The 14,124-nt window shown below is 42.2% G+C and carries 14 protein-coding genes and 1 pseudogene; 13 read left to right on the top strand and 2 right to left on the bottom strand.

Annotation, left to right across the window (positions count from 1 at the left end; genetic code table 11):
- From tuf to guaA, 3 genes and pseudogenes are all read left to right on the top strand, one after another.
- Window positions 1-146, top strand: a pseudogene (gene tuf, locus AB5H98_RS09705) (elongation factor Tu); the annotation flags it as partial.
- Window positions 147-258: 112 nt separating this feature from the next.
- A complete protein-coding gene (locus AB5H98_RS09700) occupies window positions 259-1,374 on the top strand; it encodes an SLC13 family permease (protein ID WP_367925712.1) in 1,116 nt (371 codons plus the stop codon).
- Window positions 1,375-1,468: 94 nt separating this feature from the next.
- Window positions 1,469-3,010, top strand: a complete 1,542-nt coding sequence (guaA, locus tag AB5H98_RS09695) for a glutamine-hydrolyzing GMP synthase (protein ID WP_367925711.1) — start codon at window positions 1,469-1,471, stop codon at window positions 3,008-3,010.
- A gap of 177 nt (window positions 3,011-3,187) precedes the next feature.
- Here the strand turns inward: guaA and AB5H98_RS09690 are convergent, their stop codons facing one another.
- A complete protein-coding gene (locus tag AB5H98_RS09690; protein WP_367925710.1) occupies window positions 3,188-3,748 on the bottom strand; it encodes a helix-turn-helix domain-containing protein in 561 nt (186 codons plus the stop codon).
- A 362-nt stretch (window positions 3,749-4,110) separates the two neighbouring features.
- On the opposite strand from AB5H98_RS09690, the gene AB5H98_RS09685 reads away from it, so the two are divergent.
- The 10 genes from AB5H98_RS09685 (at window position 4,111) to AB5H98_RS09640 (ending at window position 12,917) form a co-directional block, all read left to right on the top strand.
- Entirely contained in the window at window positions 4,111-4,290 is a 180-nt protein-coding gene (locus tag AB5H98_RS09685) for an HTH domain-containing protein (protein WP_343087308.1), read from the top strand.
- 15 nt (window positions 4,291-4,305) lie between these two features.
- Window positions 4,306-5,388, top strand: coding sequence for a tyrosine-type recombinase/integrase (locus AB5H98_RS09680; RefSeq protein ID WP_367925709.1), 1,083 nt, complete (start codon window positions 4,306-4,308; stop codon window positions 5,386-5,388).
- Entirely contained in the window at window positions 5,388-5,711 is a 324-nt protein-coding gene (locus AB5H98_RS09675) for a mobilization protein (protein ID WP_367925708.1), read from the top strand. Before AB5H98_RS09680 ends, AB5H98_RS09675 begins: the two co-directional genes overlap by 1 nt.
- Window positions 5,708-6,865 carry an AAA family ATPase gene (locus tag AB5H98_RS09670; RefSeq protein WP_367925707.1) on the top strand — a complete coding sequence of 386 codons (1,158 nt, stop codon included), beginning with the start codon at window positions 5,708-5,710 and terminating at the stop codon, window positions 6,863-6,865. Before AB5H98_RS09675 ends, AB5H98_RS09670 begins: the two co-directional genes overlap by 4 nt.
- 110 nt (window positions 6,866-6,975) lie before the next feature.
- Window positions 6,976-7,209: a complexin-2 gene (locus AB5H98_RS09665; protein WP_367925706.1), complete on the top strand. Its 234-nt coding sequence runs from the start codon at window positions 6,976-6,978 to the stop codon at window positions 7,207-7,209.
- A gap of 404 nt (window positions 7,210-7,613) precedes the next feature.
- Window positions 7,614-9,134: a MobA/MobL family protein gene (locus tag AB5H98_RS09660; protein WP_367925713.1), complete on the top strand. Its 1,521-nt coding sequence runs from the start codon at window positions 7,614-7,616 to the stop codon at window positions 9,132-9,134.
- 395 nt (window positions 9,135-9,529) lie between these two features.
- Entirely contained in the window at window positions 9,530-10,141 is a 612-nt protein-coding gene (locus AB5H98_RS09655; RefSeq protein ID WP_367925705.1) for a helix-turn-helix domain-containing protein, read from the top strand.
- Between the two features lie 134 nt (window positions 10,142-10,275).
- Window positions 10,276-11,193, top strand: coding sequence for an ABC transporter ATP-binding protein (locus tag AB5H98_RS09650; RefSeq protein ID WP_367925704.1), 918 nt, complete (start codon window positions 10,276-10,278; stop codon window positions 11,191-11,193).
- A complete protein-coding gene (locus AB5H98_RS09645; RefSeq protein WP_367925703.1) occupies window positions 11,186-11,935 on the top strand; it encodes an ABC transporter permease in 750 nt (249 codons plus the stop codon). Before AB5H98_RS09650 ends, AB5H98_RS09645 begins: the two co-directional genes overlap by 8 nt.
- Before the next feature lie 121 nt (window positions 11,936-12,056).
- Entirely contained in the window at window positions 12,057-12,917 is an 861-nt protein-coding gene (locus AB5H98_RS09640) for an undecaprenyl-diphosphate phosphatase (protein ID WP_367925702.1), read from the top strand.
- 627 nt (window positions 12,918-13,544) lie between these two features.
- On the opposite strand, the gene AB5H98_RS09635 is transcribed toward AB5H98_RS09640, so the two are convergent.
- Entirely contained in the window at window positions 13,545-14,033 is a 489-nt protein-coding gene (locus AB5H98_RS09635) for a helix-turn-helix domain-containing protein (RefSeq protein ID WP_367925701.1), read from the bottom strand.
- Between the last annotated feature and the right edge of the window lie 91 nt (window positions 14,034-14,124).

The raw sequence follows: 14,124 nt of genomic DNA, 5'->3' as shown, positions 1-14,124 counted from the left end.
GCGTTGAGATGTGCATGCCTGGCGATAACGTTGAGATGGACGTTGAGCTGATCACCCCGATCGCTATCGAGGAAGGTCTGCGTTTCGCTATCCGTGAGGGTGGCCGTACGGTTGGTTCTGGCGTCGTTTCCAAGATCAACGAGTAATTAAGAACGCTCAAAGCACCCGTTTTAAACGGGTGCTTTTTTATTGTGTATGTCTTGTCCCGGGCATCAAAACTTTTATAATGGGTAGGAAAATGGGGAAGGCGGCGTCATTTTGGAAAAAATTAAATCCTTTTGGAAAAAAGAACCTGTTTTGGTGTGTGCGGCCATTTGTATGCTGTTGTCTATTCCGGCACAGCCGCCGGGAGCTGCATACATAGAGGCCATTGATTTTCGGGTTTTAGCACTTTTGTTTTGTTTGATGGCAGTGGTGGCAGGTTTGCAGAAATGCGGCCTTTTTGAACTTTTGGCGCGTAAACTTCTGTCGGGCAAACGCCCGGTAAAACTTTTGGTGTTCACGCTTGTTATGTTGCCGTTTTTTGTATCGATGTTGGTGACAAACGACGTGGCACTCATAACGTTTGTACCGTTTGCGCTTTTGGTATTGGAGCATTCCGGTCAACAAAAGCTTACCGCACCTGTGGTAGTTTTGCAGACGATTGCGGCGAATCTTGGAAGCATGGCAACACCAGTTGGCAATCCTCAGAATTTGTTTTTGTATTCTACTTATGGATTCACACCGGCGCAGTTTTTTCAGGCAGTTTTACCTTATACAGGCATTAGTTTTGTAATGCTCACATTGGCTTCCTTTTGTTGTCGTGGACGTACGTGCGAGGTCCGTTTCATGCAGCAGCAAACAATTCGCAACTCTAAAACACTCATTGTTATGATTGTTCTGTTTGTTCTCTGCCTTTTGTGTGTGTTTCGAATGCTCCCGTATGGCATTTTGCTAATGGTAGTATGTGCGTGTCTTGCCATTTGTGATCGGTCTCTTTTTAAATCGATTGATTACGGACTCTTGGCCACCTTTGTGTGCTTCTTTATTTTTGCAGACAATATTGGCGCAATTCCAGTTGTGCAGTCTTTGCTAGAGAACGTGCTGAACCAAAGTGCTCTTCTGGCCAGCGCGGCAGCCAGTCAGGTCATCAGCAATGTTCCGGCCGCTGTGCTTCTTAGCGGCTTTACGCAGGATGGAACGGGACTTCTGTTGGGAACGGATTTGGGCGGTCTGGGAACGCCGATTGCGTCTCTTGCGAGCCTGATTTCCCTAAAGGCTTTTTTGAAACAACAACCCGGCGAATTTGTGCGGTATTTGGTTCTGTTTTTAGTAGCCAATGTCATTGGGCTTGTGATTTTACTTGGTTTTGCGCGACTGTGCGGAGCATGGTAATTGACGGGACTGAGGTTTGTTGGTATACTAGCAGATATGATAAATCAACAAAGTGATACATTTGTGCCAAGGTGCATTTTTAAAGGAGGATCTCATGACGGAAACCATCCTTGTGGTCGATTTTGGCGGCCAATATAATCAGTTGATTGCGCGTCGGGTTCGTGAGTGCAATGTGTATAGCGAAATTGTTCCGTATACAAAAGCGCTCGAAACCATTCGCGAAAAACAGCCCAAGGGCATTATTTTTACAGGCGGACCGAACAGTGTTTATTTGGAGGATTCTCCGACGATCAGCAAAGAAGTCTTTGATTTGGGAATTCCCGTGTTGGGTATTTGTTATGGCTCACAATTGATGATGCATTTGCTGGGTGGACACGTATGTCCGGCTCCTGAACGGGAATATGGTAAAACAGAAGTATTGGTTGACCTTTCTAGCAAGTTGTTTCAAGGTGTTCATGAAAAGACCATTTGCTGGATGAGTCATAACGATTACATTGAGCGCGTAGCGCCAGGTTTTCAAATTTCTGCACATACGGCCAACTGTCCGGTAGCTGCGGCAGAAATGCCAGAAAAGAATCTTTATTCTGTCCAGTTCCATCCTGAGGTTCTTCATACTCAGGAGGGAACCAAAATGCTCTCCAATTTTGTGTATTTGGTCTGTGGCTGTACGGGTACTTGGAAAATGGACTCTTTTGTGGAGACAACTATCCGCTCTCTTCGCGAAAAAATCGGAAGCGGAAAAGTGCTTTGTGCTTTGTCCGGCGGCGTCGATTCTTCCGTAGCTGCCGTTATGTTGGCAAAGGCAGTGGGCCGCCAGCTCACTTGTGTTTTTGTAGATCATGGCCTTTTGCGTAAAAATGAGAGCGAAGAAGTTAGCGCGGTGTTTGGACCGGATGGCCCATACGATTTGAACTTTGTGCGAGTGGATGCCCGGCAACGCTTTTACGATAAATTGGCGGGAGTAGATGAGCCGGAGAAAAAACGCAAAATCATTGGTGAAGAATTTATCCGTGTCTTCGAGGAAGAAGCCAAAAAGATTGGCCGTGTGGATTTTCTGGTACAGGGAACGATTTATCCGGACGTGGTGGAAAGTGGTTCCGGCGGAGAAAGTACTGTAATCAAAAGTCATCACAATGTGGGTGGCTTGCCTGATTATGTGGATTTCAAGGAGATTGTAGAACCGCTGCGGGATTTGTTTAAGGACGAAGTGCGCAGAGCTGGGCGTGAACTGGGAATCCCCGAATATCTGGTGAATCGTCAACCGTTCCCCGGCCCGGGCCTTGCCATTCGCATTATCGGTGAGGTCACTCCGGAGAAGATTCGGATGGTGCAGGATGCAGATGCCATCTATCGAGAGGAAATCGATAAGGCAGGCATTGCTGGAAATTTGGGACAGTATTTTGCAGCGCTGACCAATATGCGTAGTGTTGGAGTTATGGGCGATGAGCGAACCTATGATTATGCCATCGCTTTGCGCGCGGTGACTACAACGGATTTCATGACGGCCGAGAGTGCTCAAATTCCTTGGGAAGTATTGGCCAAGGTGACCAGTCGTATTGTAAATGAGGTGCCGCACATTAACCGAGTATTATACGACTGTACGGGAAAGCCGCCTGCAACCATTGAGTTTGAGTAAGGTGGAACGCCAAAAGAACCCAGTATTTATGCGACTTCCAAACAAATTTGTTTAAGCACTGGCAACAATTTGGCAACAGAATTTCCTTATTCAATGAATAAGATTACTTTATGAGCATAAGAAAACCTTACTGATTTTCAGATATGACAACTGAAAATTGGTAAGGTTTTTTCATGCTTATTTTTTCATTTTGCGTTTGGTTTCTTTCTTTTCTTCTTTTTCCATTTCTTTTAATCCGGCGAGAAGCATATCGCTGATTTCCTGTGAAGGAACCTTAGCCCAGACTTGGTGTGTATCCAGTTCCGGATATTTATAACGCCAGTTATCATATTCCTCTTTGGTGCTTTCGCCATTCTCCAGCTTTTTAGCTTCGGCGAGCCATGCACGGAGCATTTTATCCATTGAGGAATAGGTAGAATAGTCGGACTTATCCAAACGTAAGACTACTTCACCATCCATTTCGTCAATTTTCAGTCCATACATATCTTCCAATGCGAAAAAGGTATGCATAAGACCGATGTAGGTATCTATATCCGGTACGGTAAGTGCATGGGTGCTGACATCAAAGATACCAGCCATTTCTTTTACGAGATCATGCTTGGGTACTCTTGATTCTGATTCATATTGTGCCATACGGACATCAGAAGTCTTGCCAAGAAAGCCGAGGACTTCTCCAAGCTGCTTTTGTGTCATGCCTTTTCTGTTACGGAAAAATCGAATTCGTTGCCCGATTGCCATAGTAATGCCTCCTGTCATGTTGTTGCCATTTATCTGTTAAGTAAAACAGAAATGTTTAAGTAGAGTATAACATGTGTTAATGAGTATAGCAAGAAGAACTTAAATAAAAATGTTTAAGATTATTCTGAAAACCACTTGACTTAACGGAAAATGTTTAGTATTATACAAAACAGAAACTTAAACAAAGTAAGTTAAGTTAAAACTAAATGACCGTCCGAGCAGATACCATCCGGAAAAATATGCGATGACCGAAAGTGAGCGTACGAAGGGATGGAAACACGACAAAGTACCACGCAAGGCAACCTGTCAGGAAAGTGTAAGGGAGAGCGGCAAACAAAATTTTGAAGAAAGGGGGAATCCACATGGAGAATAAGAACTTTATGACGGTGGATGAAGTGGCACAGGAGCTTAATGTTTCCAAGTCCTATGCATACAAGGTTGTCAGAGAGCTGAATGCGGAAATGCAGAAGCTTGGGTATTTGACAGTTACCGGAAGAGTGAATACCAACTTCTTTCGCAAGAAGTTATGTTACAGCGAATAGAGAGGAGATGATGTTATGGCTGTATATAAAGATGGTGACAAATGGCGTGTCATTTACCGCTATACCAATTATAAGGGAGAGCGGAAACAGACACAGAAACGTGGTTTTGCAACCAAACGAGAAGCACAAGCATGGGAGAGGGAGGTGATGTTAAAAAGTGAGTCCAAGCTGGATATGACTTTTGCCAGCTTCTTTGAGATTTATGAAGCCGACAAGAAAAAACGGGTAAAGGAGAACACATGGGAGTCCAAAAGCCATATTATCCGTACCAAGATACTTCCTTATTTCGGGGAGCGTAAGATTGCGGAGATTGAGCCAAAGGATGTGATTGCCTGGCAGAATGAGCTTCTTGCCTATAAGGGAGAGAATGGGGAAGTGTATTCCCCAACTTACCTTAAAACCATCCACAGCCAGCTCAGTGCCATTTTCAATCATGCAGTAAGATATTATCATTTGCCTTCCAATCCGGCGCAGAGAGCCGGATCGATGGGAAGCGAGGAACACAAGGAAATGCTGTTCTGGACGAAAGAGGAATATCTGAAATTTGCGGATGTGATGATGGATAAGCCTGTTTCCTATTATGCGTTTGAAATGCTCTATTGGACGGGAATCCGGTGTGGGGAGCTGCTTGCCCTTACACCAAAGGACTTTAATTTCGAGCGTCAGGAGCTGACCATCAATAAGTCCTATCAGCGGTTGAATGGCAGGGATGTGATTACCACACCGAAAACCAAGAAAAGTAACCGGACAATTAAAATGCCGAAGTTTTTGTGTGAGGAAATGCAAGAGTATATTGGTATGCTGTATGAGATTGGGGAGGATGAAAGGCTGTTCCAGATTACCAAGTCGTATCTGCACCATGAGATGGACAGAGGGGCAAAGGCAGCAGGAGTCAAGCGTATCCGCATCCATGATCTTCGTCACAGTGCGATTTCACTTTTGATTGAGATGGGATTTTCTGCTCTGGCGATTGCGGAAAGGGTAGGACATGAAAGTATTGATATTACTTACCGGTATGCACATTTATTTCCAACGAAGCAGACGGAAATGGCAGATAAATTGGACATTGAGCGAATGGGAAAAGGAGAGATGGATTGATGGAGAAAAATTTAGACAGCAAAGGACGCTGGAGAAACAAACTTGTGGGATTTCGGGTATCAGAGGAAGAAGCAAAGCTGATTGACAATTGTGTGGCATTATCCGGTCTTACCAAGCAGGACTATATTATCAGACGGTTGCAGTGCCGTGATGTGGTGGTACAGGGTAATCCGAGAGTGTATAAGGCATTAAGAAATCAGATGGCAGATATTTATGAGGAACTGAAGCGTCTGGAGAGTTGCAGTGAAGCAAATGACGAATTGCTTTACACAATCCAACTGATAGCGGAAACCATGAATGGATTGAGAGGAGAGAGTGAATGAGTGTAAAAGAAAAAGCGACTGCTCCGGTTCCATCTGTTGGCGCAGATGGGAAGCAGTCACTATGTAAAACTAACAAGGAAAGTATAGCAGATTTGCCCGGTAAGGGCAATCTGCAAGCCACAAATAATCGTGGTTCCGGTGCGGAAGTTACGGCAGAGAAAAGAGATAGGATTGATGGATTAGAGACAGTATCCATGACAGAACTTTACGATACTGCTTATCCACCCAAGATACCGATTGTGGACGGACTGATCTATGCAGGTACTTATCTATTTGTGGGCGCACCAAAGGTAGGGAAATCCTTCTTTATGGCACAGCTCGGCTACCATGTAAGCATGGGGCTTGATTTGTGGGATTATCCGGTGCGGAAGGGCACTGTTTTGTATCTGGCATTAGAGGATGATTATGCAAGATTGCAGAAGCGTTTATCAAGGATGTTTGGTATAGAAAGCAGTGAAAATTTCTACTTTGCCACACAGTCCAAAACTCTAAATGAAGGATTGGAAGAACAGCTTAACCAGTTCGTAAAAGAGCATACAGACGCAAGGCTGATTATCATTGATACCTTGCAGAAGGTAAGGGAACTTGGTGGAGATAAATTCAGCTATGCCAGTGACTATGAGATTGTAACCAAGCTGAAAGCCTTTAGTGATGAGCATGGTATCTGTCTGCTGGTGGTGCACCACACAAGAAAGATGGAGTCCTCTGACAGCTTTGATATGATTTCCGGCACAAATGGATTGCTGGGAGCTGCGGACGGAGCATTTGTCATGCAGAAGGAAAAGAGGACGGATAATAAAGCGGTTTTAGAGGTGGCAGGACGTGACCAGCAAGACCAGCGACTGCTTCTCGATTTTGACAGAGAACAGTGTGTGTGGAAGCTGACAAAAGCAGAAACGGAGCTTTGGAAAGAGCCTGCTGATCCGGTGCTGGAAGCGATTGCAAAGGTGGTATCAGAGGAACAGCCTCAGTGGATCGGAACCGCTTCGGAATTGTTACAGCTTTTGCCGGAGATGGATATGCAGCCAAACATCCTTACAAGAAAATTAAACATCGGCATGGAGCGTTTATTTATGGATTATGGTATTCGGTACGAGAGTAAACGAGGACACAGTTCACGAATGATTAAACTGACATTAGAACAGAGAGCGTGACGATTAGCGACGGTTGCGACGGTATTTTATATAGCGGTGCCGGTATAGAAATAATCGTCGCAATCGTACGCAACCGTCACGGAAGATGATGGAAAGGATGGATTGATAGATTGAAAAACATACAGATTTCCGAGGAACTGTTCTTCGCACTTTTGAAGTATCACTTGGTGGAAACAGATGATGTTTTGCCAGAGATTAAGAAGGGATTGGAGGACAAACTGGAAGCTATGGTAAGGCGGGATTTATATACAAAATATAAGACAGCACCAACCGAGGAAGAACGGGAAAAGGCAAGGCAGGAGTATCTGGAAAAGGTAGGAATGCATCGGGACTTTCGATGGTAGATTTTTCCCTTCGGTGTGTATGACGGGAGCGTGGCACGCTCCTGTAAATATCGTTAAGGAGAAAGCAGTGTAAGGGAACAAATGGAAGGAGCCGGACTTCTCTCACAAGCCCTCGGCGTTTGAGAGCGAAATACACCCATCGCACAAATCTTCGATTTGTACTCTGTGTATTTCGCCCTTGCAGGGGGCTGACATTCGCAATCCGCTACGCTGCTTGCTCATGAACGCAGCTGCTTCGCAGTACAGCGAAAGAGCATCGCTGTATAAGCATTTACAATGCTTATCTGCGTTCAAATGCTGTCGCATTTGTGTCCATGCCGGATACGGCAATGAGTTCGTAAACGGACACCTATGTGTCCACTCACAGTGGCATAATCGCCACCAGTTTTCAAAGAAAGGGGGCAATGCCTATTGTAAGAAATTCATTTATACAGATGTCAAAACTGACAAATTTAAAAGGAAGAATTAACTATATCTCTAGTCACGCAAGGCAGGAAAATTTGTACGCAGTTTATGAAACAACTGACCGTAAATTTTGGACGGAACTTGCCAAGTGTAACCAGGAGGAATTTAAGAGAAGCGGAACAGAAGGCAAGTGTATTGAAGCAAGGGAACTGATTATTGCACTGCCGGAAAGATTCGTGGATTATGAACCGGACAAATTGCTGAAACTTTTTACGGAATACTTCAAGCAAAAATATGACGTGGAGTGCATCGCTGCTTTGCACCATAACAAACGCAAGACAAATTATCATATTCATCTTATCTTTTCGGAGCGGAAGCTGCTTGATGCTCCTGTGTTGAAGATTGCCACAAGGAACATGTTTTATGATGAAACCGGAAAGCATGTACGAACCAAAAAAGAGATAATGGATGATGCTGGACAGCTTCGGAGTGGCTGTAAAATTATTCCCAAGGGCGAAGTATATGAGCGTAATCTTTTTACCATAAAGGACAGCCGATTTAAGAGCGACAGTTTCCTTGATGAGGTAAAACGTTCCTATACAGACCTTATCAATATTTATGTGAGGGATGATAAGGAGAAGCTGAAAGTATTTGATAAGAATGGTGTGTATCTGCCCATGAAAAAGGTTGGCAAAAACAATCCAAAAGCAGAGCAGATAGAAGCGGATAATCGGGTTCGTACCATGTGGAATCAGACGGTGGACAGGGCATTCGTCAGTGGTGTGCCGGAGAAACAGATTTTGGAGGTGAAGCAGAGTGAAATCGGACAGAAAGCAAAGGCTTCTATTCAGAAGTCGGGGAGAAATCCGGCACTGTTCAAAAGCCTGATTATGACGGCGATATATGCTTTGGAGCTTCTGATTAGTAAGGTGTTTAAGAGAGCTTCCGAAAAGGCTGATAAGGTGACGGAAGCGTTTGCAAAGTCAGAGCCGGAGCAGACGAAAGTTCGGGCAGTCAATGAACCTGTGATGGCGAAAAGTGAACCGATACCGGAAATACCGAAGAAGTCCGAGCTTGTTTCCAAGTATCCAAGGCTTGCGGATATTTATAATAAGCTGGAGAAGCAGAATGAAGCCATTTACCAAAGGGAACAACAGCTTGTAAGTGTGGAGAAGGAGATTGCCGGAACGAAGGGTATCTTCAAAGGGAAACAGCGTAAGGAGTTGCAGGAACAGGCGGAGCAGTTAAGAGCGCAGATAGCCAGCATGAAGCAGTATTTATCAAGTATCGTGCAGGGTTATGGTTATAAGAATGTAAAGGAGTTCTTGGTTGTATACCATGCCTCTAAAGCGGAATACAGCGATTATCAGTCAGCAGTTGCAAAGTGGGAACAGCAGACAGGAAATAAGGCAGAGTCGGATAGCTTTAGGTCAAGGTTACAGCAGAAGCAACAGGAAGTAAAGGAACGAGAAAACAACAGACAGAGTCACTATTATAGGAATGACAGAGGTGGCAGATAGGAGCAGATTATGGAGAAGCATATCATTGGAGAAAACGGAATAGGGTATACACTTGGGGCAGACTCGAATTATAAATTGATAAATGCGGAATAACTGGAACTATGATATACTTAGGGAAATGAACTATAAGAGTTCGACAAATTGTTGTCGGGTTCTTTGGACATTGACAATGGGTGGATAAAAAGGTGAGAGTGATAATGGAACATGGTTACACCGGAGGAAGTTGACAGGATCAGGAGAGTAGATAGAAAAAGTCAGTATTTATGTCGATGATACGGTTCGTGTCGCACATGTGACGTAGAGATACTTTTGTTATTTTGAGATCAGCTTAAGGGTAAAACAAAAGAGGAAGGAAATAGAAAAACAATAAAGAAAAGTAACTGTGAGGTGATGGTATGGAATTTTATGAAAAACTTCAGGAATTAAGAAAAAGCCGAGGGCTTACTCAGGAAGAACTGGCCGAGGCTTTATTTGTATCGAGAACTGCAATTTCAAAATGGGAATCCGGAAGAGGATATCCCAGTATTGATTCACTAAAAGAAATATCGAGATTTTTTTCAGTATCGATTGATGAGTTATTAACCGGAGAGAAACTAATCTCTATTGCAGAAAAAGAAAATAAATCTAAAATTCAAAATATGTGTAACCTGTTGTATGGAATTGTAGATGTACTTTCCATTATGCTGATTGTTTTACCTCTTTATCCCAATCCGGTTAATGGATATATTTACTCTGTAAATCTGTTCGCATATACACAAAAATCATCATTTATTTGTCTGATTTACTGGATTATGTTTATTGCACTTATTGCTGTTGGAATTGGTAAAATTTTATTAACACAATTAAATATGGAAAAAGGGCAAAAGATGGTAACAATTATTTCGCTATTGCTTAGTATCTTGGCAGTTTTGTTTTTGGCAATGGCGAGAGAACCTTATGCGATAACAGTTGTATTTTTATTATTAATTGTGAAAGGAATGCTGATTTTTAAGGAAAATGGGCGTTGACACGGATGGTGTCAACGCCTTTTTGGGTGATGTGACGATACGTTTCTTGTGCTTTGGCAAGATTTCAGTGATACTAAAGCAGTGGTCGCTGTGAAATACGATTTTATAAAAAATGACCAGGAAAGGAAAAAATTATGGAATATGTAATGGAAACACAAAATCTGACAAAGCGATATCAAGACGTGACAGTAGTGAATCAAGTTAATCTACATGTACCTAAGGGGAAGATTTATGGATTACTGGGAAGAAATGGTGCAGGAAAAACAACAATTATGAAAATGATGTTACAGCTTGTTCGTCCAACAAAAGGAAATATTTTGATGTTTGGTAAAGGATATCAGGAACAAATGTGTGACACTTATCAGAGGATTGGTTCTATGATAGAAACACCAGGGTTTTATATGAATCTGACAGGACAGGAAAATCTGGAGATTTTGGCAAGATATCGTAAACAGCTTTCAAAGAATGAAGTGAAAAATGCGCTTGCTGTTGTAGGACTTGATCAGGAAAAAAAGAAACCTTTTTCTGATTATTCGCTGGGAATGAAACAGAGACTTGGAATTGCTGCCGCTATTATGCATGAACCAGAACTATTAATACTGGATGAACCAATCAATGGTCTTGATCCAATAGGAATATCGGAAATCCGCCAGTTTTTGTGTGAACTTAGTCGCACGAAAGGGACTACCATTTTAATTTCAAGTCATGTTTTAAATGAAATTGAGCAGATTGCAGATATGATTGGTGTAATCAATCAGGGTAAGCTTGTAGAGGAAGTTAATATGGATGAACTGCATAAGAGAAAGCGAAAATATGTAGCATTCACTGTGTCAGATAGTTTAAAGGCTTCGAAATTACTGGAAAACCATTGTGGTATTTATGATTATGATATACGAGAGCATATGCTTAAAGTTTATGAACCTGCTTTTAATGTGGGAGCCTTTAACCAATTACTGGTGGAAAATCAACTACTGGTAACAGGAATTAACAGTTGTGAAGAGAATCTTGAAGATTATTTTTCGGAATTAATTGGAGGTGGCGGCATTGCTTAACTTAACATATTGTGAATTATTGAAATTAAGACATTCTAAAATGATACCAATCAGTATTCTTGGGGCTGTAGCGGTGCCTTTTATGATGTTTGTTGAAACTTTACAGATGCATTCACAACATCCGGAACAGGTGATCAGCTTAAGCGCAGTTTATGAGAATAGTATTCTCTATATGCTGTTGTTAGCCAATATGATGGTATCTGTGGCAATTGCGTCCTATCTGTTCAGCAGGGAATATACGGAAAATACATGGAAAACGATCCTTCCAATCCCAATATCAAGAACCAAGATATTAGCAGGAAAATTCTGTACTTTGTTTTTATGGGATTTATTTATGACAATTGTATCATGGACTTGCAATATGTTATTTTCGGGTATTTGCCATGTGTCATTTGGTATGGCAGAATACAGCCTGGTCACTGCAATAAAATGGATACCGTATTATTTCCTTCTCACTGTCCTTATGTTTATCATGACATCACCATTTGCATATATTGCGCAGAAAACAAAGGGATTTGTTGCCCCGATGATTGTCTCAGCAGTGATTGTATTAGGAAGTGCGGCACTCAGTAACCAGAAATGGGGAGCTTTATACCCTTGGACGGCCAGTGTTCTGTTACTAGATGGAAGGATAGAGAGTACCGGATATCCGGTTTGGTTATCAATGACGATTATTCTGTTGGTATCAGGAATTGGTTTTATGATGACATTTTTATATTTTAAGAATGAAGATTTGAAGTAGTTTAATTAGTGGTAGTAATGTTTAGTTGATTGCAAAACTCAAGAACCTTAAATATGAATTGGGCGTAACTTAGAGAGTTTCGCAATTATACATTTATATTTTTAAATAGATGGAGGAGATTATGATAGAGATTTTAAAAGCGATAGTATATGGTATTGTGGAAGGTATAACTGAATGGCTACCAGTCAGCAGTACAGGTCATTTGATATTGGTAGAGCAGCTTATCCCATTTAAAGGAGTCAGCGAGAACTTCTTTGATATGTTCGATGTAGTTATTCAGCTTGGTGCAATTCTTGCAGTTGTTATTTTGTTTTGGAATAAGATATGGCCATTTGCACTTACAAAGAAGGAGAGAAAAGGTCAGACAGGTATTGCTTCATATTTTAAGAAAGATATATGGGCATTGTGGTTCAAAATTCTTGTTTCTACAATTCCAGCAGCAGTTATAGGACTGCTTTTCGATGATTTATTTAATGCATTGTTCTACAATCCTACATGCGTGGCATTGGCATTAATTGTATTTGGTATAGCATTTATAATAATTGAAAGATGGCATAAGGGCAGAACGTTCAAGATAAATTCACTGTCTGAGATTACGTATAAGACAGCGCTTCTCATAGGTGTTTTCCAGGTTATGGCAGCAATCTTTCCAGGAACATCACGTTCAGGAGCAACAATTGTAGGCGCACTACTTATCGGAGTGTCAAGAACAGTAGCAGCAGAATATACATTTTTCCTTGCTATTCCTGTAATGTTTGGAGCCAGTCTTCTTAAGGTAGTTAAATTTGGCTTTTCATTCACTGCACTTGAGATTGGAGTTCTTATAACTGGTACATTTGTTTCGTTTGCTGTATCATTGCTTGCAGTACGTTTTCTTATGGAATATGTCAAGAAACATGATTTCCAGTTGTTTGGTTGGTACCGTATAATACTTGGTGCAATAGTGTTAGTACTCGGCGCTGTAGGATTTTTGCAGGCATAATAATTACTGTTCTTGCTTCGTTGCTGCCTTGCTCATGGTGATATTTCTCCAGATGAGCTAGCAAATGAAGTATATAAATATGCCTATGAGGTACTGTGCACACCATTAAGAAAACTGCAATAAACAATGTTTGCTATAATATAGACTCTAGTTTGCCTGACTGTTTTTTTGATAGATAGAGATTATTGCTTTATTTGATATAATTGGTATAATAGGTCATGGCAACACTTTGGCAACAGAAAATCAGTAAGCCAAAATAAAATATGTAATTGAATTAAAAAATCGGCATTTTCGTAGCAAAACCTAAACAAAATAGTTTAACATAAAACAACAACTTGCCGAGTTCGAATAAGTAAAAAGTGGATATGAGAGTCTGCAAACCCGCATAAACACTGGGTTTGTGGTTTTTGAAAAATCCCTTTGATAGCAGATTGATAGCATTCGCCAAGTCCGATTTATTTTTTAATGATTGAGTGGTTTGCGAATAAGCGATCAATTTATCCGAAAAGAAAAAGGTCTAACTGATTTTTGCTGATCAGTTAGACCTTTTTTATTTTGCTCTCATTTATCTGAATTTTCTGATTTTGCGCAACAAACGGCCTCTCCCGTGGCCTACAAGTGAGAGGTTCAGATCAGACCCTCCGGCGGCACCTTGGCGCGGATCTGGCTGCTGTCGTACGCCGGGTAGTGGTAACGCCAGCGGTCGTACTCCTCCTGGGAGATCTCACCGGCCTCCAGTTTGGCTGCCTGTTCCCGCCAGGCCCAGAGCATCTCATGCAGCCGGGCAGCATCCTTGTTCTTGCGGAAATCCACCTGCAAGGCAAGCTCCCCATCCTGCTCCGTGATCTTCAGACCGTAGTTGTCCTCTAGGGTAAACAGTGTATGCATGAGCCCCACATAGGAGTCTATATCCGGGACGGAGAGGGCATGAGGAGATACATCCAGTACCTGCGCCAGGGCGGCGGTCAGGTCCGCTTTAGGGGTTCTTGATCCTGTTTCGTACTGCGCCAGGCGCACATCGGCAGACTTTTCCGGGAAGCCCAGCGCCATACCGAGATATTTCTGTGTCATCCCCCGCAGGAGACGGAAAAAGTGAATCCGTTCGCCAATTGCCATACATCCAGCTCCCATCTATGGTTGTTCATGCAAAAAAACATAGCATATTTGTTTAGTTTTGTCAAGATAATCTAAGCAAATTTATTTAATA

The organism is uncultured Ruthenibacterium sp., assembly GCF_963558415.1.
Classification (GTDB): Bacteria; Bacillota; Clostridia; order Oscillospirales; family Ruminococcaceae; genus Ruthenibacterium.
Note: the sequence above shows the minus strand (reverse complement) of the source record. Positions and strands in the feature narration are given on the sequence as shown.

Bases quoted from the DNA above. Each gene is read 5' to 3' on its own strand.
- guaA (WP_367925711.1), top strand. From the start codon at position 1,469: ATGACGGAAACCATCCTTGTGGTCGATTTTGGCGGCCAATATAATCAG.
- AB5H98_RS09690 (WP_367925710.1), bottom strand. From the start codon at position 3,748: ATGGCAATCGGGCAACGAATTCGATTTTTCCGTAACAGAAAAGGCATG.
- AB5H98_RS09685 (WP_343087308.1), top strand. From the start codon at position 4,111: ATGGAGAATAAGAACTTTATGACGGTGGATGAAGTGGCACAGGAGCTT.
- AB5H98_RS09680 (WP_367925709.1), top strand. From the start codon at position 4,306: ATGGCTGTATATAAAGATGGTGACAAATGGCGTGTCATTTACCGCTAT.
- AB5H98_RS09675 (WP_367925708.1), top strand. From the start codon at position 5,388: ATGGAGAAAAATTTAGACAGCAAAGGACGCTGGAGAAACAAACTTGTG.
- AB5H98_RS09670 (WP_367925707.1), top strand. From the start codon at position 5,708: ATGAGTGTAAAAGAAAAAGCGACTGCTCCGGTTCCATCTGTTGGCGCA.
- AB5H98_RS09660 (WP_367925713.1), top strand. From the start codon at position 7,614: ATGCCTATTGTAAGAAATTCATTTATACAGATGTCAAAACTGACAAAT.
- AB5H98_RS09655 (WP_367925705.1), top strand. From the start codon at position 9,530: ATGGAATTTTATGAAAAACTTCAGGAATTAAGAAAAAGCCGAGGGCTT.
- AB5H98_RS09650 (WP_367925704.1), top strand. From the start codon at position 10,276: ATGGAATATGTAATGGAAACACAAAATCTGACAAAGCGATATCAAGAC.
- AB5H98_RS09640 (WP_367925702.1), top strand. From the start codon at position 12,057: ATGATAGAGATTTTAAAAGCGATAGTATATGGTATTGTGGAAGGTATA.
- AB5H98_RS09635 (WP_367925701.1), bottom strand. From the start codon at position 14,033: ATGGCAATTGGCGAACGGATTCACTTTTTCCGTCTCCTGCGGGGGATG.